23 protein-coding genes are annotated in these 22,591 nt (G+C 71.4%); 12 read left to right on the forward strand and 11 right to left on the reverse strand.

The annotated features are described in order from the left end of the window. The first annotated feature begins 25 nt into the window (after nucleotides 1-25). The 3 genes from ACTJI1_RS04565 (at nucleotide 26) to ilvA (ending at nucleotide 3,303) form a co-directional block, all read left to right on the forward strand. Nucleotides 26-631: a hypothetical protein gene (locus ACTJI1_RS04565; RefSeq protein ID WP_310130227.1), complete on the forward strand. Its 606-nt coding sequence runs from the start codon at nucleotides 26-28 to the stop codon at nucleotides 629-631. A gap of 99 nt (nucleotides 632-730) precedes the next feature. Then, the gene (locus ACTJI1_RS04570; protein WP_440741715.1) at nucleotides 731-1,993 is read left to right on the forward strand and encodes an AI-2E family transporter; all 1,263 of its coding nucleotides are present in this window, start codon (nucleotides 731-733) and stop codon (nucleotides 1,991-1,993) included. 50 nt (nucleotides 1,994-2,043) lie between these two features. Continuing rightward, nucleotides 2,044-3,303: a threonine ammonia-lyase gene (ilvA, locus tag ACTJI1_RS04575; RefSeq protein WP_310130225.1), complete on the forward strand. Its 1,260-nt coding sequence runs from the start codon at nucleotides 2,044-2,046 to the stop codon at nucleotides 3,301-3,303. Between the two features lie 8 nt (nucleotides 3,304-3,311). On the opposite strand, the gene ACTJI1_RS04580 is transcribed toward ilvA, so the two are convergent. Continuing rightward, nucleotides 3,312-3,785, reverse strand: coding sequence for an Lrp/AsnC family transcriptional regulator (locus ACTJI1_RS04580; RefSeq protein ID WP_440741716.1), 474 nt, complete (start codon nucleotides 3,783-3,785; stop codon nucleotides 3,312-3,314). A 122-nt stretch (nucleotides 3,786-3,907) separates the two neighbouring features. On the opposite strand from ACTJI1_RS04580, the gene ACTJI1_RS04585 reads away from it, so the two are divergent. The 3 genes from ACTJI1_RS04585 (at nucleotide 3,908) to ACTJI1_RS04595 (ending at nucleotide 8,863) form a co-directional block, all read left to right on the forward strand. Continuing rightward, nucleotides 3,908-4,537 (forward strand): LysE family translocator, encoded by a 630-nt coding sequence (locus ACTJI1_RS04585; RefSeq protein ID WP_310130223.1) that lies wholly within the window; start codon nucleotides 3,908-3,910, stop codon nucleotides 4,535-4,537. An 84-nt stretch (nucleotides 4,538-4,621) separates the two neighbouring features. Next, nucleotides 4,622-6,529, forward strand: coding sequence for a cell wall-binding repeat-containing protein (locus ACTJI1_RS04590; protein WP_440741717.1), 1,908 nt, complete (start codon nucleotides 4,622-4,624; stop codon nucleotides 6,527-6,529). Nucleotides 6,530-6,691: 162 nt separating this feature from the next. Further along, nucleotides 6,692-8,863, forward strand: coding sequence for a cell wall-binding repeat-containing protein (locus ACTJI1_RS04595; RefSeq protein WP_440741718.1), 2,172 nt, complete (start codon nucleotides 6,692-6,694; stop codon nucleotides 8,861-8,863). A 68-nt stretch (nucleotides 8,864-8,931) separates the two neighbouring features. Here ACTJI1_RS04595 and ACTJI1_RS04600 read toward each other — a convergent pair whose 3' ends face one another. Further along, complete coding sequence (locus ACTJI1_RS04600; RefSeq protein WP_440741719.1) at nucleotides 8,932-9,408, reverse strand: hypothetical protein; 477 nt, start codon at nucleotides 9,406-9,408, stop codon at nucleotides 8,932-8,934. Next, the gene (locus ACTJI1_RS04605; protein WP_310130213.1) at nucleotides 9,405-9,671 is read right to left on the reverse strand and encodes a hypothetical protein; all 267 of its coding nucleotides are present in this window, start codon (nucleotides 9,669-9,671) and stop codon (nucleotides 9,405-9,407) included. Before ACTJI1_RS04605 ends, ACTJI1_RS04600 begins: the two co-directional genes overlap by 4 nt. 207 nt (nucleotides 9,672-9,878) lie before the next feature. On the opposite strand from ACTJI1_RS04605, the gene ACTJI1_RS04610 reads away from it, so the two are divergent. Beyond that, entirely contained in the window at nucleotides 9,879-10,280 is a 402-nt protein-coding gene (locus ACTJI1_RS04610) for a DUF4307 domain-containing protein (protein WP_310130211.1), read from the forward strand. A gap of 110 nt (nucleotides 10,281-10,390) precedes the next feature. Continuing rightward, on the forward strand, nucleotides 10,391-10,882 hold the full coding sequence (gene greA / locus ACTJI1_RS04615; RefSeq protein ID WP_018191562.1) for a transcription elongation factor GreA: 492 nt from the start codon (nucleotides 10,391-10,393) through the stop codon (nucleotides 10,880-10,882). 68 nt (nucleotides 10,883-10,950) lie between these two features. On the opposite strand, the gene trhA is transcribed toward greA, so the two are convergent. Beyond that, on the reverse strand, nucleotides 10,951-11,796 hold the full coding sequence (gene trhA / locus ACTJI1_RS04620; RefSeq protein ID WP_440741720.1) for a PAQR family membrane homeostasis protein TrhA: 846 nt from the start codon (nucleotides 11,794-11,796) through the stop codon (nucleotides 10,951-10,953). A gap of 89 nt (nucleotides 11,797-11,885) precedes the next feature. Here trhA and ACTJI1_RS04625 point away from each other — a divergent pair, with 89 nt between their 5' ends. The 3 genes from ACTJI1_RS04625 to ACTJI1_RS04635 all read left to right on the forward strand — a co-directional run bounded on the left by ACTJI1_RS04625 (nucleotide 11,886) and on the right by ACTJI1_RS04635 (nucleotide 15,454). Then, the gene (locus ACTJI1_RS04625) at nucleotides 11,886-12,671 is read left to right on the forward strand and encodes an isoprenyl transferase (RefSeq protein ID WP_310130207.1); all 786 of its coding nucleotides are present in this window, start codon (nucleotides 11,886-11,888) and stop codon (nucleotides 12,669-12,671) included. A gap of 86 nt (nucleotides 12,672-12,757) precedes the next feature. Next, nucleotides 12,758-13,876 (forward strand): aminotransferase class V-fold PLP-dependent enzyme, encoded by a 1,119-nt coding sequence (locus ACTJI1_RS04630; RefSeq protein ID WP_440741721.1) that lies wholly within the window; start codon nucleotides 12,758-12,760, stop codon nucleotides 13,874-13,876. Between the two features lie 213 nt (nucleotides 13,877-14,089). Further along, complete coding sequence (locus ACTJI1_RS04635) at nucleotides 14,090-15,454, forward strand: PhoH family protein (RefSeq protein ID WP_396427110.1); 1,365 nt, start codon at nucleotides 14,090-14,092, stop codon at nucleotides 15,452-15,454. 117 nt (nucleotides 15,455-15,571) lie between these two features. Here the strand turns inward: ACTJI1_RS04635 and ACTJI1_RS04640 are convergent, their stop codons facing one another. The 6 genes from ACTJI1_RS04640 to xseA form a co-directional block, all read right to left on the reverse strand. Beyond that, nucleotides 15,572-16,138, reverse strand: coding sequence for an AAA family ATPase (locus tag ACTJI1_RS04640; RefSeq protein WP_440741722.1), 567 nt, complete (start codon nucleotides 16,136-16,138; stop codon nucleotides 15,572-15,574). A 220-nt stretch (nucleotides 16,139-16,358) separates the two neighbouring features. Continuing rightward, entirely contained in the window at nucleotides 16,359-17,765 is a 1,407-nt protein-coding gene (locus ACTJI1_RS04645; RefSeq protein ID WP_440741723.1) for a class II fumarate hydratase, read from the reverse strand. A gap of 33 nt (nucleotides 17,766-17,798) precedes the next feature. Next, nucleotides 17,799-18,395, reverse strand: a complete 597-nt coding sequence (locus ACTJI1_RS04650; protein WP_440742175.1) for a carbonic anhydrase — start codon at nucleotides 18,393-18,395, stop codon at nucleotides 17,799-17,801. A 35-nt stretch (nucleotides 18,396-18,430) separates the two neighbouring features. After that, nucleotides 18,431-19,090 carry a DUF4245 domain-containing protein gene (locus ACTJI1_RS04655; RefSeq protein WP_440741724.1) on the reverse strand — a complete coding sequence of 220 codons (660 nt, stop codon included), beginning with the start codon at nucleotides 19,088-19,090 and terminating at the stop codon, nucleotides 18,431-18,433. After that, nucleotides 19,087-19,389 (reverse strand): exodeoxyribonuclease VII small subunit, encoded by a 303-nt coding sequence (locus ACTJI1_RS04660; RefSeq protein WP_440741725.1) that lies wholly within the window; start codon nucleotides 19,387-19,389, stop codon nucleotides 19,087-19,089. The genes ACTJI1_RS04655 and ACTJI1_RS04660 overlap by 4 nt, the downstream gene beginning before the upstream one ends. Before the next feature lie 10 nt (nucleotides 19,390-19,399). Beyond that, nucleotides 19,400-20,683: an exodeoxyribonuclease VII large subunit gene (gene xseA / locus ACTJI1_RS04665; protein ID WP_440742176.1), complete on the reverse strand. Its 1,284-nt coding sequence runs from the start codon at nucleotides 20,681-20,683 to the stop codon at nucleotides 19,400-19,402. 112 nt (nucleotides 20,684-20,795) lie between these two features. On the opposite strand from xseA, the gene ACTJI1_RS04670 reads away from it, so the two are divergent. Next, on the forward strand, nucleotides 20,796-21,827 hold the full coding sequence (locus ACTJI1_RS04670) for a 4-hydroxy-3-methylbut-2-enyl diphosphate reductase (RefSeq protein ID WP_310134957.1): 1,032 nt from the start codon (nucleotides 20,796-20,798) through the stop codon (nucleotides 21,825-21,827). 70 nt (nucleotides 21,828-21,897) lie between these two features. Here the strand turns inward: ACTJI1_RS04670 and ACTJI1_RS04675 are convergent, their stop codons facing one another. Beyond that, nucleotides 21,898-22,578: a DUF6264 family protein gene (locus ACTJI1_RS04675; RefSeq protein WP_440741726.1), complete on the reverse strand. Its 681-nt coding sequence runs from the start codon at nucleotides 22,576-22,578 to the stop codon at nucleotides 21,898-21,900. Between the last annotated feature and the right edge of the window lie 13 nt (nucleotides 22,579-22,591).

Here is a 22,591-nt window from a genome sequence, read left to right on the forward strand (position 1 = left end):
GCCGGCCCCGGAGTAGGGTGCGCGCATGTCCAGCGAGTCTCCAACTCCAGGGGAGCGCGCGGGGGAGGACGACGCAGCGGAAGCCGCTGAGACGATCGACCTCACGACGTTCGAGAGAACCCTGTCCCTCACGGACCTCGCGCACCAGGTGTCGGTGCACGAGATCATCACCTTCCCGTGGTTCCGCCCCATCGACTCCATCAGCCCCACCCACACCGTGGGGAAGGGCAGGACGAACCTCACCCTGATCGCCTCCGACATCATGCAGACGGACACCACGGGCACCCCGTACGCGTCGTTCACCTACCGGCCGACCCCGTCGGGCGGTCCGGGCGTATCCGTCCACTTCACGCCGTCGGCCTACGGGGTGACCTCGGTCGGCAGCTATGTGCTGACCTTCGCCATCACGGCGAACGGCCCGGTCTCCCTCACCGTCGGCGGATACGCGGGCGCGGGGTCGGTCTCGGGCGCCGGCGCCCGCACCGTGAACGGGAACGTGGCCGTCGTGGTCGGGCTCCACAACGTGGCGCCCGGCCAGGTGACCTACGCGTCCATCCAGCAGACCGGCGGTTCCACCTGGCAGTGGTACCGCACCGACATCGAGTACCCGCCGCTGATCATCACGCTCTGAGGCCCGCGCCCGTACGACGGGATCACCCGCCTGGGAAGGGGCCGACCGCCGGGCCGCGGTTCCATTGCACCGGGAGTGCCGCGGCCTACACTGACGGGCATGTCCGACATCGACCGCCCCGTCCCGTCGCCCACGACCGCACCCGGCGCCGGCCCGGATGCGAACCGCGCGCCCGCGCGCGCGTGGTTCCAGCGCCGCCGCCGTGACCTCGGCGAGCCCATCGAGCCCGCCGACGAGACCGTTCCGCGGGGGATGCGCATCGCGGGCGCCTGGTCGTGGCGGCTGCTGCTGATCGGTGCGGTCCTCGCCGTCGTCATCTTCCTGATCATCCAGCTGAAGCTCATCGTCATCCCCGTGCTCATCGCGGTGCTGCTCGCCGGTCTGCTCGTGCCGTTCAAGGACTTCCTGGTGCGCCACCGCTGGCCGAAGTGGCTCGCGATCGTCGTCGTGCTGATCACGCTCATCGTGGTCGTCGGCGGCCTGCTGTACCTCGCGATCTGGCAGGTGACGCGGCAGAGCGGGGAGCTGCAGAAGCAGTCGGTCGCCTCGTTCAACGACCTGCAGGCGTGGCTCACCTCCGGTCCCCTCGGACTCAGCCCCGATCAGATCAGCAACGCGTTCGCCTCGATCGGGAAGTCGATCCAGCAGGACAGCCAGGTCTTCCTCTCGGGTGCGCTGTCGGTCGGCTCCACGCTCGGGCACGTCTTCGCCGGCGCCCTGCTGGTCCTGTTCAGCACGATCTTCATCCTGATCGACGGCAAGAGCATCTGGGGATGGATCGTCCGGGTCTTCCCGAAGCGCTCGCGCGCGGCGATCGACGGAGCGGGCAAGGCCGGCTGGGTCACACTGAAGAACTTCGCCAAGGTGCAGGTGCTGGTGGCCTCGATCGACGCGCTCGGCATCGGCCTCGGAGCGTTCTTCCTGGGGCTGCCGCTCGTCATCCCGATCTCGGTCCTGGTGTTCCTGGGGTCGTTCATCCCCGTCGTCGGCGCGGTCGTCACGGGAGCGCTGGCGATCTTCATCGCCCTGGTGTTCAAGGGCTGGGTGTTCGCGCTGATCATGCTCGGCGTCGTGCTCCTGGTGCAGCAGATCGAGGGGCACATCCTGCAGCCGCTCATCATGGGCAGCGCGGTGAAGGTGCACCCGCTCGCGGTAGTGCTGGCCGTCGCGGCGGGGTCGCTGCTCGCCGGCATCCCGGGCGCGCTGTTCGCCGTGCCGTTCGTGGCCGTGCTGAACGTGATGGTGCACTACATCGCCAGCGGCGTCTGGCGGAACACCCCGACGTCGGACTACACCCCGCCGGAGCGGGCGATCTGGGAGACCGTCCCGCGGCCGGTCCGCCGCCCGCCCGCGCGGCAGTAGGTCGCACCCGCATACAGTCGACGGCATACGTCCGCCGCTAGGCTGGGCGCGTGGCAACCGCGACCGATCACACGCGCACCCCGTTCGCCGGGCCCAGCCTGGACGAGTTCGAGGCAGCGCGCGCCACCGTCGCCGCCGTCGCGCAGCCGACGCCGATGGAGACCTCGCGGTACCTGACCGACATCCTCGGCGCGCCGGTGGTGCTCAAGTGCGAGAACCTCCAGCGCACCGGGTCGTACAAGATCCGCGGCGCCTACAACCGGATGTCGAAGCTCACGGCCGAGGAGCGCGCGCGGGGCGTGGTCGCCGCGTCGGCGGGCAACCACGCGCAGGGCGTGGCCTTCGCGGCGCGCGAACTCGGCATCCACGCCACCATCTTCATGCCGGTCGGCGTCGCCATCCCCAAGTTCCAGGCCACGCGCGCCTACGGGGCGGATGTGGTGCTGAGCGGCAGCATCGTCGACGAGACCCTGCGCGCCGCGGCCGACTTCGCCGCGGAGACCGGCGCGGTGCTCATCCCGCCCTTCGACCACCCGGACGTGGTGGCGGGGCAGGGCACGCTCGGCCTCGAGATCCTCGACGAGGTGCCGGATGTGCGCACGCTCGTCGTCCCGATCGGCGGCGGCGGGCTGATCTCGGGCGTCGCCAGCGCGGTCAAGCAGCGCGCGGCGCGTGAAGGCCGCGAGGTCCGCGTGATCGGCGTGCAGGCGGCCAACGCCGCCGCCTACCCGCCGTCGCTGGCCGCGGGGGAGCCGACCGACATCTCCCTGGTCGCCACGATCGCGGACGGCATCGCCGTGAGCCGGCCCGGCGCGCTCAACTTCCAGATCATCCGGGAGGCCGTCGACCAGGTGGTCACGGTCTCCGAGGACGACATCGCCCGCGCCATGGTCATGCTGCTGGAGCGCGCCAAGCTCGTGGTCGAGCCCGCGGGCGCGGCCGGCGTCGCAGCCATCCTCGCCGGGGCGATCCCGGCGGACGGCACGACCGTGGCCATCCTGTCCGGCGGCAACATCGATCCGCTGCTGATGCAGCGCGTGATCAGCCAGGGCCTCGCGGCGTCCGACCGGTACCTCAAGCTCACGATCCAGCTGCCCGACCGCCCCGGCCAGCTCGCTCGCATCGCCGAGATCCTCGCCGGCGTGAACGCCAACGTGGTCGAAGTGCTGCATACGCGGCACGGACGCGGGATGCAGCTGAGCCAGGTCGAACTCGACGTGAGCGTGGAGACGCGCGGCACCGACCACCGGCGGCACGTCATCGAGGCGCTGCGCGCGGCGGGCTACGACCCGGTCGTCGACGACGAGTAGCCCTCGCCTCAGCCCTTCGCCCGGACGACGCCGGTCGGCAGCGCTCGAGGCCCCGTCACCTGTTTCATGACCAGGGTGGAGGACAGCTTCCGCACCCCGGGCAGCGCGCCCAGCGGCCCGTCGAACAGCTCCTGGTAGGCCGTCAGGTCGGTCGTGAGCACCCGCAGCATGTAGTCCGGGTCGCCGAACAGGCGCTCGGCCTGCACCACCGACGGGATGGCCAGAACTCCGGCCTCGAAGGCGCCGACCGTCTCCGGGTCGGTCCGGTCGATGCGCACGAACACGATCGCCTCGAAGTCGAGGCCCACCGCCGACGGGGAGACCACCGCGCGGTAGTGCTCGATCGCGCCCGACCGCTCCAGCTCGCGCACGCGGCGGTGGCACGGGGAGAGCGTCAGCCCGACGCGGTCGGCGAGGTCGGTGAGGCTGATCCGCCCATCCTCCTGGAGTACGGCAAGGATCTCGCGGTCGATGGCATCCATGCGGTGGATTCTTCCACATTCTGCCGCACGCCGCGCCGAATCAGGGAGCACCTCCGGCCCGGATTGACATAGATTGCCGTCCAGAAGCGGGACGAGCCCGCGCGAGGGACGGAGGCAGCGGGATGGCGACGACGGCGATCCTCGGATTCTGGGGCGTGGCAGCGCTCCTGGTGCTCACCCCGGGCGCCGACTGGGCGTACGCGATCGCCGCGGGGGCCGGGCGACGCGCGGTGTCGTCGGTCGCGGGCATCCTGAGCGGCTATGCGCTCGTGGTCGTCGCCGTGGCGGTGGGGGTGGGAGCCCTCGTGGCGGCCAGTCCCGTCCTCCTCGGCGTGCTCACGGTCGGCGGTGCGCTCTACCTCGTGTGGATCGGGTTGAACGGACTCCTGCGCCGTTCCGTGCCGCTGGCCGAGGTGACGTCGCGTGCGGGATCGCCGTGGGCCAGCTTCCTCCGCGGCGCCGGTGTGTCCGGGTTCAACCCCAAGGGACTCCTGGTGCTGGTGGCGCTCGTCCCGCAGTTCACCAGCCCCGAGTCCGGCTGGCCGCCCGCGGCACAGATGCTGCTGCTCGGCGGACTGTTCGTGGTGACCTGCGCCGTCGTCTACTCGGGCGTCGCCCTCCTCGCGCGCTTCGTGCTGGTCTCGCGGCCGCGGAGCGCCGCTGTGGTCGCCAAGGTGTCGGGCGCTGCCATGACGGCGATCGGCGTGGCGCTGCTGATCGAGCGCGGGGTGATGCTCCTGCCCGGCCACTGAGCCGGCGGGGCGATAGGCCCCATCGCCGTCATGATCCGCTGATCGCTGCGTCCTCTCAGGTGAGACCACCCGAGAGGACAGAGGATGAGGTTCCTGCGCGCACTCGCCGTCGGCGTTGCCGTGATCGCCGGCATCGGCAGTATCGCGGGCATCGGCGGCCTGGCGTCGACCCCGGCGCGTGCGCTCGAACGCAGTGCTCCGGCGGCCACGACTCCTTCCCGCGTGCTCTACATCGCAGTCGCACATCCCGACGACGAGTTCCAGGCGGCGGCGATGTACGCCGACCGGCCGGACCTCTACAAGGTCTTCGTGCTGATGACGCGCGGGGAGGCGACGACGCACTGCAGCCCGGTCGTGTACGGACTCGCCGTGAGCGAGGGAGCGCCGCCGGTGACACCCGCTCCGCGTGGGATCCGCACGGCGTCGTGCGAGGAGGCGCGACTGAACTCCTGGCTGTCCTACTTCTCCGCCATGTCGCAGACCGACACATCGCTGCCCGGCGACTTCGGCCCGGCGACGACGTCGGCGGCGTTCCCGGCCGGCGGGGTCTCGCTGTCACGCCCGGGGGTCCGGCCGGAGATCCCCTCGAATGCCGTGATCCCGGACTTCACCGACTCGACCGCCCGGGTGTGGGTCGACCGCCAGGGCCGGGGTGCGCTCGTCGGCTTCAACCTCGGCGACGGGGCGCTGACGCAGGCGAAGGCCGCGTGGGCACTGCGGACGGTCATCGGCGGAAGGGCGGCGCTCGGCCTCGACACGACGCTTCCCGACTACGGCGCCGTCGGCACGTTCAGCAACGAGAACGTGCCGGGCTGCTTCCGCTACAGCCACCGCGACCACACCGCGATCAGCGACGCGCTGCGGCAGACCGACCTCGGCTTGCGCTTCCAGGGCGCGACGACCTGCCGCGACGACTCCGGGACCACCAGCACCTCGACGGTCCCCGCGGACCACCTCGATGCCGCCTACCCGGCGGACGGCTCCGCAGGCGCCTTCGCGCAGAGCTACTCGTGGCTCGAGACGCCGGTCGTCTCCCGCGCGGATCAGAGCTCCCTCTTCATGGGTGTCCAGAGCGTGGATGTGCGTTTCCAGCACCTGCCGGGGCGCCGGGTGAGCGGGGCCGACCGCTTCCTGACCAGTGTCGCGATCTCGCAGGCGTCGTATCCCGATGGCGCCCCGGTGGTCTACCTGGCGTCGGGCACGAACTTCCCCGACGCGCTCTCCGCCGGAGCGGCAGCGGCCCATCAGGGCGGCCCGCTCCTGATCACGGCGCCGTGGATGCTGCCGGGCGCGGTGGCGGACGAGATCACCCGGCTGCATCCCGCTCGGGTCGTCGTGGTCGGAGGCGACAGTGCGGTCACGCCCGCGGTCGCCGACGCCGTGGCGGCCCTCGCGCCCGACGTCGTCCGGCTCGCGGGCGGAGACCGGTTCGACACCAGTCGCCGGGTGGCCGAGTACGCCTTCGCGCCCGGCTCCGTGGCGACGGCCTACATCGCGAGCGGGTCCTGCTTCCCCGACGCGCTCTCGGCCACGGGCGCGGCGGGAACCGAGGGCGCTCCCGTCCTCCTGACGCCGGGCGGCGACACCACCGGCGCGACGGTCCGCGCCACGCTCGCCGGCCTGGCGCCGAAGCGGATCGCCGTCGTCGGCGGCGCCTCCGTCGTACCGGCCGCCCTCGATCGGGCACTGACCGCGGTCGCGCCGGTGCAGAGACTGGCGGGAAGCGATCGGTTCGCGACCAATGCGCTGGTGACCGCGTTCGCCTACGACTCCGCTCCGTCGGCGCTGATCGCCTCGGGCCTCAACTTCCCCGACGCCCTGACCGGCGCGGCCTGGGCGGGCCACGCGCACGTGCCCCTCCTCCTGACCCGCGGCGGATGCCTCGCGAAGCTCGAGGCCGACCAGCTCTACACGCTCGGAGCCGACTCCATCACGATGCTCGGCGGAGCGGACGTCGTCGGGGACGGTGTCACGCGCGGCGAGACCTGCTGAGCGAACCGCCCGAAGTGGGGCCAGCGGTTCCCCAGATCTGGGGGTACTGAGCGGTCGTCCGTTATCCCTTCGCGCTTCTAGGCTGGCGAAGCCGGCGATCCCCGGCGACGAAAACCCGAAGGAGACGGACCAGCATCCGTCTCGACCTGCCCGAGGATCCGCTTGCCCCACCGTGCCTCCAGCGTGCGCGCCTTCGCCGCGCTCGCTCTCATCGCCCTGACCACCACCGGCTTCTCCGCCCTGCCCGCCGAGGTCCCCGCATCCGCCGGCCCACGTGTGGTGGCGTCCACCAGCGACGCCGGCGACCCCACCGGCGCGACGAGCGATCCGTCGGCGACGGGCGCACCGGTCGATCCATCCGATTCATCCGATCCCGGCGATCCGGCCACATCCGCCACCCCTGACCCGACCGACCCGTCCGGCGGCAGCACCGGCGCACCCTCGGACCCGACGGCACCGGAGAACACCCCGTCGCCCGATCCGACCGATGCGCCCAGCACGTCGACCCCCGCGCCGACCGACCCGGCAGCCCCCGCACCGGCGCCGACCGCGTCGCCGACGCGCATCCTCTACATCGCCATCCCGCATCCCGACGACGAGTTCGAGGCCGCGTCGTTCTACGCGAACCGGCCGGACCTCTACAAGGTGTTCGTCCTGATGACCCGCGGCGAGTCCACCTACCACTGCAGCCCGGTCGGCTACGCGCTCAGCGTCCTCGACGGCATCACCCCGGTCGCTCCCACACCGCAGGGGATGCGGACCGCCTCCTGCGAAGAGGCGCGCCTGAACTCGTGGCTGAACTACTTCACGACGATGTCGCGGTCGGACACCAGCCTGCCCGGGGACTTCGGTCCCTCCGTGACCACGGCGGCCTTCCCGACCGAGGGCGTGGATCTGAAGCGCGAGGCCCGTCAACCGGACCGGCCGAACGGTGTCCACGCCGCCGACTTCACCGACTCCACAGCCCGGGTCTGGACGGACCGGCAGGGACGCGGTGCCCTCGTGGACTTCGACCTCGGCGACGGCGACCTGACCCCGGCCAAGGTGGACTGGGCGATGCGCACGGTGCTCGCGCAGAAGGCGGCGCTCGGCATCGACGGCTCGCTGCCCGACGCCGGTGTCGTGGGCGCCTACAGCAACCTGGACGCCAAGGGATGCTTCGTCTACACCCACACCGACCACGCGGCCGTCGACGACGCGCTCCGGCAGAGCGACTTCACCCTGCGGCTGCAGGCCGTCGCCACCTGCCGCACCGACCCCGGAGCGAGCACCACCCTCACCGTGCCGGCCGACGAGCTGGATGCCGCGTACCCGGCGGACGGCTCGGCCGGAGCGTTCGCCGCCAGTTACGGCTGGCTGGAGACCCCCGTGATCTCCCGCACCGACCAGAGCTCGCTGTTCATGGGCGTGCAGAGCTTCGACGTCCGGCACCAGCACCTGCCCGACCAGCGCGTGAGCGGATTCGACCGCTATGCGACGTCGGTCGCCATCTCGCAGGCCGGCTACCCGATCAGCGCTCCCGTCGTGTACGTCGCGTCGGGCACGAACTACCCCGACGCACTCTCCGCGGGCGCCGCCGCGGCCCACGAGGGCGGACCGCTGCTGCTGACGGCGCCCTGGATGCTGCCGAAGACCGTGGCCGACGAGATCGTCCGGCTGCGCCCGGCGCGAGTCGTCGTGGTCGGGGGCGTCAACGCCGTCACCCCGGCGGTGACCGACTCCCTCGCCGCGATCGTGCCGAACGTGGTGCGGCTGGCCGGGGGAGACCGGTACGACACCAGCAGCATCGTCGCCCACTACGCCTTCGCGCCGGGCTCGGCGGACATCGCGTACGTGGCGAGCGGCACGAGCTTCCCCGACGCGCTCTCGGCCACCGGCGCCGCCGGCAGCCAGGGCGGGCCGGTCCTGCTGACGCCGGGGAGCGACACGACCGGTGTCACGGTCGGTGGAACCCTGGCGGCCCTTGCACCGAAGCGCATCGCCGTGGTCGGCGGCGCGAACGTCGTCCCGTCGTCACTCGACCACGCCCTGTCTGCGGTCGCGCAGGTCACCCGGCTCGCCGGCTTCGACCGGTTCGCGACCAACGCCGCGGTCACGGCCTTCGCCTTCCCTGACGCTCCGACCGCGCTCATCGCCTCCGGGCTGGACTTCCCGGATGCCCTCACCGGCGCCGCCTGGGGCGGTCACGCGCACCTGCCGCTCCTGCTCGCGCGGGGCGGCTGCCTCACCAAGCCGGAGGCCGACCAGCTCTTCAGCCTCGGCGTGCGCTCGACGGCCGTGCTGGGCGGCCCGAACGTGGTCGGCGACGGGGTCGCGCGCGGCACGACCTGCTGACGCCGGAGCCGCGCCCGGCCGCGCCGCGGGCGGCGGGCCGCTCCCGCCTGCGCTGCGCCCGGCCGCGGTCAGCCGACCGGCGCCGTCGCCGCGTCGGCGCCGCGGCTCTCCACGACGCGTCGCGCATCCGGGCACGCCGCCTGAGCGGTCGCCGCGAGCAGGCCGTTCGCCTGGTCGGCGGTGAGCGAGTAGCCCTTCTGCTCGACGGTCAGCACCTGGCTGTAGAACGCCGTCGACATCTTGGGGGAGCGGAGGGTGGCGCAGGTCAGGTCGGTGAACTCGCCGACGCTGTCGGCCGTCACATCGTTCACCCCCGGCAGCGTCCGAACGTAGCCCAGGAGCTTCTCGTCGGCGGAGGACAGTGACGCCGTCGGCCGGGGCGTCGCCGCGGGCGCGGTCGTCCGGGGCGCCGCACCTGCGGACGCGACGGACGCCATGTGCGTCGGGTCCGCGGGGTGCGGGGCGGCCACTACGGCCGTCGTCATGGCGGCGCCCAGCACCACGAGCGCTCCGCCGCCGATCGCGAGAGCGGTCCGCGCCCTCACGCGCCGTTGCCGCGGGGGTCGTCCGCGTCGCGTTCGGCCTGCTCCGCATCCAGCTTCTCCGCGATCTCCGCCCGGTAACGCACCCGGCGGATGCGGCGGGTCATGTCGATCACGAGGAGGACGACGGCCACCGCGAGCAGGAACGTCACGACGAAGCCGAGCACACCCGGCGTCACCGAGTCGTCGGAGGGCGATCCCGTCGGCGTGGGGGCGGGCGTCGCCGCCAGGCGGACGGAGGCGCGCAGCAGGGCGTCCGCGATCACTCGGCCATCACCCCGGCGAAGAGGTCGGTCTCGGGCATCTCGGTCTCCACTCCCATGCTGGACTCGTCGTCCGGGTGCGCGTGCACGGCCATCGGCCGGCGGGCGGCAGCATTCACAGCTTTCTCTCCTAGTCTGGTTCCAGCCTACCGTCGCCCGACGGCGGGCCCCTGAGCGGGAGGCGGAGCTGGACGGCATGGCGGTGCACGCATGACGGCGACCCCGACCCTCGACACCCGCTACGGCCGTACCCCGCAGCGCAAGCGGCGCGACCGCTGGCTGCTCGTGGGCGGTCTCGTGGCACTCGTCGCCGTCGTCACCGCCTGGGTGTTCTGGGCCGGCTGGGACAACGACCAGGCGAACCTCGAGGCCACCGACACCGCGTACACCATTCCCGACGACCACCATGTCGACATCTCGTTCACCATCAACGCCCCCGTCGGGACGCCGGTGACCTGCGCGATCCAGGCGCTCAACGAGGACTTCGCGATCGTCGGCTGGCGCATCGTCCAGTACTCCGGATCGGACCAGCGCGTGACCGCGCACACCGAGTCCATCCGCACGATCATGAAGCCCAACACGGGTTTGATCAACAGCTGCTGGCTGACCTAGTATTGTGCGGATACGCCCCGGCTTTGCCGGGGCGTCGACTTTAGCACCGGTTCCCAACCGGCCCCATCTGCCGAGCGGCTCCCCGCCGCACCGGCGCGAAGGAGTTCATCATGTCTCAGGAGTCTCAGGTCACGTTTCTGACCCAGGACGCGTACGACCGTCTCTCGGCCGAACTCGAGGAGCTCAGCGTCAACGGCCGTAACGAGATCGCGAAGCGCATCGAGGCGGCCCGCGAAGAGGGCGACCTCAAGGAGAACGGCGGCTACCACGCGGCGAAGGACGAGCAGGGCAAGATCGAGGCCCGCATCGTGCAGCTCACCAACCTGCTGCGCAGCGCCACCGTCGGCGCCGCCCCGGAGAGCCACGGCGTGGTCGAGCCGGGCACCGTCATCACCGCGACGATCGCGGGCGACGAGAGCGTCTTCCTCATCGGCAACCGCGAGATCGCCGCGGGCACCGACCTCCCCGTCTACAGCGAGCAGAGCCCGCTCGGCGCGGCCATCCTCGGCCTGAAGGTCGGCGACAAGACGGAGTACACCGCTCCCAACGGCCGTCAGATCGCCGTCGAGGTGACGAAGGTCGAGACCTACACCGGTCAGTGAGCCCGACCCGCCCTACGTAGAGAACGCCCCGGACCGACGTCCGGGGCGTTCTGCGTTCTGTGGCGCGGTCAGCCTCCGTTGTAGGCGGGGTGCATCGCGATCAGGAGGACGGCCGTCCAGTGGCAGAGGAACGCGAGCACGGTCAGCGTGTGGAAGATCTCGTGGAAGCCGAAACGCCCCGGGAACGGGTTGGGCCGCTTCATCCCGTAGATGACGGCGCCGATCGTGTACAGGATGCCGCCCACGATCACGAGGACCATCATGGCGACGTTCGCGTTCAGCAGGTCGACGATGTACATGATCGCCGCCCAGCCGAGCGCGATGTAGATGGGCACGTAGAGCCAGCGCGGGGCGTGGATCCAGAACACCCGGAACCCGATCCCGATCAGTGCACCGGCCCAGACCAGCGAGAGCAGCAGGATGCCCTTGCTCGGCGGCAGCGCCAGCACCGCGAGCGGCGTGTAGGTGCCCGCGATCAGCAGGAAGATGTTCGCGTGGTCGATGCGCTTCAGGATGACCTTGGTGCGCGGACGCCAGTTGAAGCGGTGGTAGAGCGCCGAGTTGCCGAACAGGAGCATCGACGTGAGCATGAACACTGCGGACGCCCACTTGGCGGGGGCGCCCTGCGCCAGGCAGATCAGGACGATCCCGGCCGCGATCGCGACCGGGAAGGTGCCCGCGTGGATCCATCCGCGCCAGGTCGGCTTGATGTCGCCGGGATTCGCGGGCGACGCGTCCAGTAGCGGGATGTTGGGCAGTTCCGGTCCGCCGTCGCGCGCCTCCTGGTCGTCGGCCTTCACGGCGGCGTCGGAGGCGTCGAGCGTGCTCGCGGGCTCGGCGAGGAGCTCGGCGACGTCCTCGCCATCGCGGACACCATCCGGACGGGAGGGGTTCGGGCTGTTGCGGGGCGACATGGAGCAAGCGTAGAGGAGGCGGGTGCCGGGATGCTGAAAGCACGGTCCGCGCGGCAGCCGCATCCCGGTGACCGCGCTAACGTAGCAGCGTGAGCAGACGAGCAGCACCCGGGGCCAGCGGCCTGCTCTACGGTCTCTACCAGAAGCGCCTCCGCCGCGACCTGAACCGCGACGCGCTGCCGAAGCACGTCGCGATGATCATCGACGGCAACCGGCGGTGGGCGCGGCAGGCCGGGCTGACGACGGTCGCGCACGGGCACCGAGCCGGCGCGGCGAAGATGCGCGAGTTCCTGGAGTGGTGCGACGAGCTCGGGATCGAGGTCGTCACCCTCTACCTGCTGTCGTCCGACAACCTGACCAACCGCGAGAGCGGCGAACTCGGCGACCTGATCGAGATCATCGCGCAGCTGGCCGAGGACGTCTCGCACTACCGCGACTGGCGGGTCAAGCACGTCGGGACGACGACCGGCCTGCCGGCCCGCCTGGTGGAGGCGCTCGCCGACGCCGAGAAGCGCACGGCCGACAACCCGGGGATGCACATCAATCTGGCGGTGGGCTACGGCGGACGCAAGGAGATCACCGACGCGATGCGCAGCATCGTCGCGGCGCACCACGCCGAGGGCGGGAGCCTGGAGACCCTGGCGGACCTGCTGACGCCGGACCTCATCGGCGAGCACCTGTACACCGGAGGTCAGCCCGACCCGGACCTCGTCATCCGCACGTCGGGGGAGCAGCGGCTCAGCGACTTCATGCTCTGGCAGAGCGCGCACAGCGAGTTCTACTTCGTCGAGGCGCTCGGGCCGGACCTGCGCGAAGTCGACTTCCTGCGCGCGGTGCGCGACTACTCGCGCCGCAACCGCCGCTTCGGCGGCTGATCCGGCGCGGGCTTCTGCGCGGCTTCGGCGCGGCTTCGGCGGCTGATGCGGCGCCGGGCGATGCGCCCATCCGGCAGAATCGAAGGGTGACGACGATCGAGGAGTTCGCCCGCGGGTTCGGCGAGGAGCCCGGCTACCTGGACTACGGGCGGGTCGGACCGCTCTCGGAGGCCGCGCGCGCCGAGGCCCTCGGCCAGTACGAGATCCTCTCGCGCGCCCGCTTCGGCACGATCGAGCGGATGCGCGCGGAGGACGACCGCGTGCGCGATGCCGTCGCGGCCGTGACCCGGTTCCCCTCCGAGCAGATCGTGTTCCAGCCCAACGCGTCGAGCGGGCTCCTGCACGCCGCGTTCGGGCTGACCGGCGGCGACGTGCTCGTCTCACCGGCCGAGTTCCCGTCCGTGACCTACGCGGCCGAGCGCGCCGCGCAGGCGCTGCGCGTCGTGACGCCGGTGTGGCTCGAGACCGACCACGACCGCGTGACGCCCGCGCGCATCCGGGAGCAGCTCACCGACTCCACCTCGGCGGTCATGGTCAGCCTCGTGGACTCGCGAACCGGTTACCTGGCCGACATCGACGGCATCCGTCAGGTCATCGGCGACCGTCTGCTGATCGTCGACGCGATCCAGGGCTTCGGCGTCGTCGACGCGCCGTGGGAGGTCGCCGACGTCGTCGTGTCGGGCGGCCAGAAGTGGATGCGCGCCGGCTGGGGCACCGGGTTCCTCGCCCTGAGCGAGCGCGCCGTCGACCACCTGACCCCGGTGTTCAGCGGCTGGACGGGCTCCGGCGTCGACCAGCCGTGGGACGAGGTGCTCGAACCGGTGCGCGGCGCCCGGGCCTTCTCGGTCTCGAACCCGGACCTCGTCGCGGAGGCGCGCTTCGCCGCCGCCCTCGAAGAGGTCGCGGAGGTCGGCGTCGCGGCGATCGCGTCCGCCGTGTCCGACGGGGTGGAGCGCATCCTCGAGCTGGCCGACGAGTTCGCCGTCCCGGTGTCGTCGTCGCGCAGCCCCAACGAGCGCGCGGGCATCGTCGTGCTGGAGCCGCAGCCCGAGCAGCTGACCGCGCTCGGCGCATCCCTCTTCAACCACGGTGTCACCGCGTCGGTGCGCGCGTCCAACGTGCGGGTCAGCGTCCACGCGGGCACCACAGAGGAGACGTTCGACATGCTGCGCGCCGCCTTCACCTCGTACGCGTCCGTCGCCTGAGGCCCGCGGGCAACCTCCCAGAATTGGGGGCGATTGTTCACCCGGCCGTAACACGACACGCGGCAGGTCCGCCGATCGATGTCGGCGGCCGGGCGTAGGTTCGACCCATCGGGCACCGCGCCCGATCGAGACGGCCACAAAAGTTCGTCTCGGAACCCAGCGGCCGTCTCGCCAGTGAGATCCGCCAGCTCCCGAGGGAGCGGCGGGGTGGGAGTGGTCGTGGCGGAATCAGCAACCCGACAGGCAGCAACCCGGTCGAACGGTTCGACGGCGGGGGAGGCGAAGACCGCAGAGCGCACGTACGTGCTCGACACGTCCGTCCTCCTCTCCGATCCGAAGGCCATCTTCCGTTTCGCGGAGCACGCTGTCGTCATCCCGGTCGTCGTCGTGAGCGAGCTGGAAGGCAAGCGCAACGATCCCGAGCTCGGGTACTTCGCGCGGCAGGCGCTGCGCAACCTCGACGACCTGCGGGTCGAGCACGAACGGCTCGACTTCCCGATCCCCGTCGGCGACGGCGGCTCCCTGCGGGTGGAGCTCAACCACTCGAACATGTCCGTCCTCCCGAGCGGCATGCAGCTCGGCGACAACGACTCCCGCATCCTCGCCGTGGCGCTCAACCTGTCGAACGACGGGCTCGACGTGACCGTCGTCTCCAAAGACCTGCCGCTGCGCGTCAAGGCGGCCTCCATCGGCCTGGCGGCCGAGGAGTACCGGCACGAGCAGGTCGTCGACTCCGGCTGGACCGGCCTCGCCGACATCTCGCTCGGCAGCGACCAGATGGCGTCCCTCTACGAAGAGGAGTGGATGCGGAGCGACCAGGCGAAGGGCCTCCCGATCAACACCGGGCTCGTCATCCACTCGGACCGCGGGTCGGCGCTCGGCCGGGTCGTCGCCGACGGCGAGGTGAAGCTGGTGCGCGGCGACCGCGACGTGTTCGGGCTGCACGGCCGCTCGGCGGAGCAGCGGCTCGCCATCGACCTGCTCCTCGACCCGGAGGTCGGCATCCTCTCGCTCGGCGGCCGCGCCGGCACGGGCAAGTCGGCGCTCGCGCTCTGCGCCGGCCTCGAGGCGGTGCTGGAGCGGCGGCAGCACAAGAAGATCATGGTGTTCCGCCCGCTGTACGCGGTCGGCGGCCAGGAGCTCGGCTACCTCCCCGGCGACGCGGGGGAGAAGATGAACCCGTGGGGTCAGGCGGTGTTCGACACGCTCGGCGCCCTGGTGTCGCAGAACGTCCTGGACGAGGTGCAGGACCGCGGCATCCTGGAGGTGCTGCCGCTCACGCACATCCGCGGCCGCTCGCTGCACGACGCCTTCGTGATCGTGGACGAGGCGCAATCGCTGGAGCGCAACGTGCTGCTCACGGTGCTCAGCCGGATCGGCCAGAACTCGCGCGTCGTGCTGACGCACGACGTCGCGCAGCGCGACAACCTGCGGGTCGGCCGCCACGACGGCGTCGCCAGCGTGATCGAGACACTGAAGGGCCACCCGCTCTTCGCCCACGTCACCCTCACCCGCTCCGAGCGCTCCGCGATCGCGGCCCTCGTCACCGAAATGCTGGAGGCCAACGAACTCGCCTGACCCGGCGCGCCGCCCCCGGGCAACCCCCGTCGAGTACACGAAAACTGCACGCGGAGAACGGTTTCCGCGTGCAGTTTTCGTGTACTCGGCGGCGGGGGCGCGGGGCTGGCGGGGCGGCTAGCGGGTGGCGGCGGCGAGGGGGCCGGAGAGCCAGCGTTCGACGTCGCGCGGGGAGCGGAGGCGGACGACCACGAGGTGAGGATGCGCGCGCTCAGCGGCCGGAACGCGCTCCGCATACGTGTTGCGGGTCGAGATCGACCAGCGCACGATGTGCTCGCGGTCGGTGAAGAACGTGGCCAGCCCCGGCTCTCGGTTGCCGTTCCACAGCTCGATCCGGCGGATGCGGCGGACGACGGTGCGGCGCACCACCCGAGGCAGCGTCACGCGGAGGAAGGGGAGGTCGAGCCAGACGAGGAGGTCGGCGCGCTGGGCCAGAAGTTCGCGCGCGCTCGAGTACTGCCACTCGGTCGTCCAGGCCTCCTCGGCCGTGAACGCCTCCACATCCGCCACGAAGTCCGGGCGGGGCTGCCAGTCCGGGCCGTGGAAGAGACCGTCGATCTCGGTGTGCGGACCGCCCGTCAGCCGGGCGATCCGCCCCGCGAGCGTGGTCTTGCCGCTGCCCGCCACTCCCGCGACCAGCACCCGCCGCGGCCGCCCCGGCAGCGCATCCGAATACGACAGCATCCCTCGACTCTAAAGCGCCTGCGCCCGACCCCCGCCCCCGTCATCGCTTCCTCACTTAATCCGCCGACACGCAGCCGCTGCCCGGACAAACTGAGGAACTGATGGTGGGGCAGCGCCCCCGAGTACACGAAAACTGCACGCGGAGAACGGGTTCCGCGTGCAGTTTTCGTGTACTCGACCGGGGGGCGACCCCGGTGGGGCGGAGCCCCGAGAGGAGGGGTCAGCCGGGGTGGGTCATGGAGAGGACGTCGAGGGCCGCGTCGAGCTGCTCGAGGGTGACCTCGCCGCGGTCGACGAAGCCGAGGTCGATGACGGCCTCGCGCACCGTGATGCCCTTGGCGACGGCGTGCTTGGCGACCTTCGCGGCTGCCTCGTAGCCGATCACGCGGTTGAGCGGCGTGACGATGGACGGGCTCGACTCGGCGAACGCGCGCGCCCGCTCGAGGTTGGCCTCCAGGCCACGGATCGTCTTGTCGGCGAGCACGCGGCTGGCCTGGGTGAGCAGGCGGATGGACTCCAGCAGTGCGGTGCCCATGACCGGGATGGCCACGTTCAGCTCGAACAGGCCCGACGCGCCGCTCCAGGCGATGGTCGCGTCGTTGCCGATGACCCGCGCGGCGACCATGAGCACGGCCTCCGGGATGACGGGGTTGACCTTGCCGGGCATGATCGACGAGCCGGGCTGGAGGTCCGGGATGTGCAGCTCGCCCAGTCCGGTGTTCGGGCCGGAGCCCATCCAGCGGAGGTCGTTCGAGATCTTGGTCAGCGAGACCGCGATCGTGCGCAGCGCGCCGGACGCCTCTACGAGCGCGTCGCGGTTCGCCTGCGCCTCGAAGTGGTTGCGCGCCTCCGTGATCGGCAGCTCGGTCTCCTGCGTCAGCAGCTCGATGACGAGCTGCGGGAAGCCGAGCGGGGTGTTGATGCCCGTGCCGACCGCGGTCCCGCCGAGCGGCACCTCGGCGACGCGGGGGAGTGCGGCGCGGATGCGCTCGATGCCGTAGCGCACCTGCGCGGCGTAGCCGCCGAACTCCTGGCCGAGGGTGACCGGCGTCGCGTCCATCAGGTGCGTGCGGCCGCTCTTGACGGCCTCCGCCCACAGCTCCGCCTTCTCCTCCAGGGCGACCGCGAGGTGGTCGAGCGCCGGGATGAGCTCATCGGTCAGCGCGCCGGTGACGGCGATGTGCACCGAGGTCGGGAAGACGTCGTTCGACGACTGCGACGCGTTGACGTGGTCGTTCGGGTGCACCGGACGGCCGAGACGCTCCGACGCGAGCGTCGCGAGCACCTCGTTCATGTTCATGTTCGACGACGTGCCCGATCCGGTCTGGTAGACGTCGATCGGGAACTCCGCGTCGTGCGCACCGGCGGCGACCTCGTCGGCGGCGGACGCGATGGCGTCGGCCACGTCCTGGTCGAGCACGCCGAGGCGCGCGTTCGCCAAAGCGGCCGACTTCTTGATGCGGGCCAGTGCGGCGATCTGGGCCGGCTCGAGCACCGAGCCCGAGATGGGGAAGTTCTCGACGGCGCGCTGCGTCTGCGCGCTGTACAGGGCGTGCTTCGGCACACGCACCTCGCCCATCGTGTCGTGTTCGATGCGGTATTCGGCGTCCGCCTGGGTGTCCACCACGGTGTGTATTTCCTTTCTGTTGGCGGGAGCTGGTCAGTCGCGCAGACCGACGACGACGTCGGGCACGACCCGGCCCTCCGCGAGCCGGTAGTTGGCGCCCACGATCGCGAGGGTGTTCTCGGCGACCGCGGAGCTGATGATCTCGGACTGCGCGAGCAGCTCGGACACGGTGTCACGGAGGTGTTCGCGGCCGACCTCGCTCGCGTCGACCGCGGCCGGGTCGACCGCGCCCTCGCCCGCCACGCGGTGCACGGCGGGGACGATCGGCTGGATGAGCTGCGCGATGTGCGGCGGAAGGGGATCGGCGTCCGCGGCCTGCGATCCGATGGCCGCGGCGACCGCGCCGCAGCTGTCGTGGCCGAGCACCAGGATGAGCGGGACGTGCAGCACCGCGACCGCGTACTCCAGCGATCCGATGACCGAGTCGGAGACGACCTGGCCGGCGTTCCGGACCACGAAGGCGTCGCCGAGGCCGAGATCGAAGATGATCTCGGCGGCCAGCCGCGAGTCGGCGCAGCCGAAGATCGCGGCGACCGGCTCCTGGCCGCCGGCGACGACCTCCCGTCGCGCGACGTCCTGGTGGGGATGCCGCGGCTCGCCGGCGACGAAGCGGGCGTTGCCGTCGAGCATCGCAGTCCAGACTTTTCCTGGGCGGGTCGTGGGCACTACTGTCCTCCTCCGAGTGAGCGGATCTGATCGGCGAGCGAGGCCGCCACCGTGCGGAACTCGCCGTCGTCGGCGGTGCCGAAGACGATGATCGAGCTGTCGCCGGACCGGTTGACGAGCGCGTACGCGACGTTGCCGTTATCTGAGCTGGATGTGCGGTTGTCGTAGACGTCCCAGGTCACGCCGTCGATCTGGCGCGTCCCCTTGATCATCGACTTGTTCACCTGGTCGGCGACCCAGCTGTCGTTGGCACTGAATCCCTGGGTGATGCCGATGTACTGCTGCTTGGGCGTGATGAGGCCGATGTACCAGGAGTCGACCTTGTCCGGAGTCTTCGTGCGCAGCTCCGCGCTGTTGGACGACCACGTGGACGGCAGCTTCGGCACGAGCAGCCGGTCGGGCTCGCTGCCCTGTGCCTGCTGGGCAATGCTCGTGTAGTCGACGGCCGGCTTCGTCGCCGTCGGGTTGCCCCGCGGCACGATGAGGACGATCACCGCGACGATCGCCAGGGTGGCGAGGAGCGAGTAGACGAGGTTGTTGATCGTCTGACGGTTGCGGTGGTTCGCCGAGTTCTGCGCCTTACGGGCGGCGGTCTCCTCGGGCGTCTCGGGCCGGCCGAGCTCCGCGACGACCGCGGGCGGCTTGTTGCGGGGGCTCATTCGCCGTCGAACGCCCCCGATGCGCCGGAGGGCGCTGCTGCGCCGGAGGGCGCTGCTGCGCCGGACGCTGCTGCCGAGCCGGCGCGTGCCGCGTCGAGCCGCGCCTTCGCCCCGATCAGCCACTCCTCGCAGTGCCGCGCGAGCGCCTCGCCGCGCTCCCAGAGGGAGATCGACTCCTCGAGGGTGGCGGTGCCCTGCTCGAGCTCGCCGACCACGCGGATCAGCTCGTCGCGCGCCTCCTCGTAGCTGAGGGCGCTGAGCGGATCCCCGGCAGGGGACGTCGTCTCGGGAGTGGGCATGGCATCCATTCTATTTGGCTGGCTGTGCGCCCGCTGGCCGCGCGGTCTCGCCTGTGGAGAACCCGTCATGCCCGGCCGGTGAGGGCAACTCCGTGCCGGCGGTGGCGCCCAGCGACCCGCCGGACACGGTGAGCCGCAGCGCCGTGCCCTCCGGCGCCTCCGCCGGGTCGGTGACGACGTGGCCGGCGGCCGTCTGCACGATCGCGTAGCCGCGGTCGAGGGTCCCCTGGGGCGAGAGGGCGCGGAGCTGGCCGCGCAGCTCGGCGACGCGGGTGGTCTCGCGCTCGACGCAGCGACCCACGAGCTCTGTGCCGCGAGCCACGAAGCGGGTCAGCTCCTCGGCGCGCGAGTCGACGATCCACGACGGGGATGCGAGCACCGGGCGGGTGCGCAGGTGCCCGATCCGGTCGATCTCGTGGGCGATGCGCTGCGTGACGCGCATCCCCAGCCGCGCCCGTGCCTGCTGCACCCGCGCGAGCTCTTCGGCGACGTCCGGCACCACACGCTTGGCCGCATCCGTCGGCGTGGATGCGCGCAGGTCGGCGACCTCGTCGAGCAGCGGGCGGTCGGCCTCATGACCGATCGCACTCACGATCGGTGTCAGGGCCGCCGCGGCGGCCCGCACCAGGCGTTCGTCGCTGAAGCCGAGCAGGTTCTGGAAGTCTCCGCCGCCGCGCGCGACGATGATGACCTCGACCTCGGGGTCGGCGTCGAGCGTGCGGATCGCGGAGACCACCTCGGTGACGGTCCGCTCGCCCTGCACGGCCGCGTGCAGCACCCGGAAGCGCACCTGCGGCCAGCGCAGCTGCGCGTTGCGGAGCACATCCTTCTCGGCGTCGGAGTCTTTGCCCGTCACCAGCCCGATGGTGTGCGGGAGGAAGGGGAGGCGCTTCTTGCGCTCGATCGCGAACAGGCCCTCGGCGGCGAGCTGCTGGCGCAGGCGCTCCAGCCGCTCGAGGAGGTCGCCCAGGCCGACGTGCTTCATGTCGTAGACCTGCATGGTCAGGGTGCCGCCCTTGACCCAGAAGTTCGGCTTGATGGCCGCGACGACGCGGTCGCCCTGCTTCAGGTCGGCCGGGATGCGCGCCTTAACCGACGACCAGATGGTGAAGCTGATCGTCGCGTCCTCGTTGAGGTCTTTGAGCTTGCCGTAGACGTTGCCGCCGGAGATGCCCCACTGCGTGATCTCGCCCTCGACCCAGGCGGTGCCGAGGCGGTCGATCCATCCCTTGATCTTGCTGTTGAGCAGCGCGACGGGCCACGGAGCGTCGACCGTCGGGGGAGCGGCCTGCATGGCGACCGTGGAGGTCGGCGCCGTCGAGGTTTGGCTCACCGGGTGCTCCCATTCCGTGTTCAGCGCGCTCACGTAGGATCGAGGGGTGAGCGACGCAACCATCAGCCTCCCGATGCCGCGCATTCCCGGCGCCAGGCGACGGCTTCAGGATAACCCGGTCGTCGGACATAAGCGGGTGCTGCTGGCAGCGCCCCGCGGTTACTGCGCCGGGGTCGACCGGGCCGTCGTCGCCGTCGAGAAGGCGCTCGACCTGTACGGCGCGCCGGTCTACGTGCGCAAGCAGATCGTCCACAACGTGCACGTCGTCTCCGAGCTGGAGCAGCAGGGCGCGATCTTCGTGGACGAGGTCGACGAGGTGCCCTCGGGCGCGCACGTCGTGTTCTCGGCACACGGCGTCTCGCCGGCGGTCGTCAACGCCGCCGCCGAGCGCGGGCTCCGCGCCATCGACGCGACGTGCCCGCTGGTGACCAAGGTGCACCGCGAGGCCGTGCGGTTCTCGCGCGACGACTTCCAGATCCTGCTCATCGGCCACGCCGGTCACGAAGAGGTCGAGGGGACCGCGGGCGAGGCGCCCGACCACGTCACCCTGGTGAACGGTCCGGACGACGTCGACTCGATCGTCGTCAGGGATCCGGACAAGGTCGTGTGGCTGTCGCAGACCACGCTCTCGGTCGACGAGACGATGGAGACGGTGCGCCGCCTGCGCGAGCGCTTCCCGAACCTGCAGGACCCGCCCAGCGACGACATCTGCTACGCCACCCAGAACCGCCAGGTCGCCATCAAGAAGGTGGCCGAGCAGGCCGACCTCGTGATCGTCGTCGGCTCGGCGAACTCCTCCAACTCGGTCCGGCTCGTCGAGGTCGCGCTCGAGTACGGCGCGAAGGCCGCCTACCGGGTGGACTACGCGAGCGAGATCAAGCAGGAGTGGCTGGACGGGGCGGCATCCATCGGCGTCACCAGCGGCGCCTCGGTGCCGGAGGTGCTCGTGCAGGAGGTGCTCGACGACCTGGCGGGTGCGGGATACCGCGACGTGCAGGAGGTCAAGACGGCGGAGGAGGACCTGATGTTCTCGCTGCCGAAGGAGCTCCGCAAGGACATCACGGGCAAGCAGGACGCGCGGGCGCTCGGCGGTCGCGGGCGCTGATCCCGGTCGCGGGCGCTCGGCGGTCGCGGGCGCTGATCCCGGTCGCGGGCGCTGATCCCGCGCGCGGGCCTCAGGGGTTCTGCGTCGGCGACGGCGTGCCGGGCGCGGTCGTGCCGCTGTAGAACCCGAGCAGCACCGGATCCGTCGCCAGCACGGCGCCCGCGAAGATGAGCAGGACGACCATCGCCACGATCCCGGCGACGAGCGGCACCCAGAACGCGAGCCTCCGCCGGACCAGCAAGAGCGCGGCGATCACGGCGGACACGACCCAGATGACGGCCATGAGGATCGATCCGACGAGCACCAGCGTGCTGACGACGGGGGCAGGCGTGTAATCGCCGAGGCCGTTCGTGCTGTGCAGCAGCTGCATCGAGGCGGGGATCGCCTGCAGCGTGGCGATCGAGTACGACATCCCGAAGAACCCGAAGACGGCGAGCAGGACGGTGAGCGTCAGGTTCCAGGTCGGGGCCGGCTGACCGGGTCCCGCGGTCTGGTCGGGCGCTCCGGGGACTCCCTGCGGGTGGCCGTCCGGACGCTGGCCGTAGGGTGGCTGCAGTCCGGGCACTCGCGCACCGGACGGCGGTGCGCCCGCGCGGTCGTACGCGTCGTCGCCGTCGCCCTCCCGCTCCAGCGGGCGCGACGTGTCCAGCCGGTCGGCGTCGGCCGGGGGATGCCACACCCAGCCGGGAGGCGCCAGCTCGCCGTACTGCGGGCGCGGCCGGTCGTCCGGCTGCGATTCCTGCTCGGCCATCGCGGGGCGCCTC

The sequence above is a fragment of the Leifsonia sp. 22587 genome (assembly GCF_052044215.1).
In the GTDB taxonomy this organism is placed as follows: domain Bacteria; phylum Actinomycetota; class Actinomycetes; order Actinomycetales; family Microbacteriaceae; genus Leifsonia; species Leifsonia shinshuensis_C.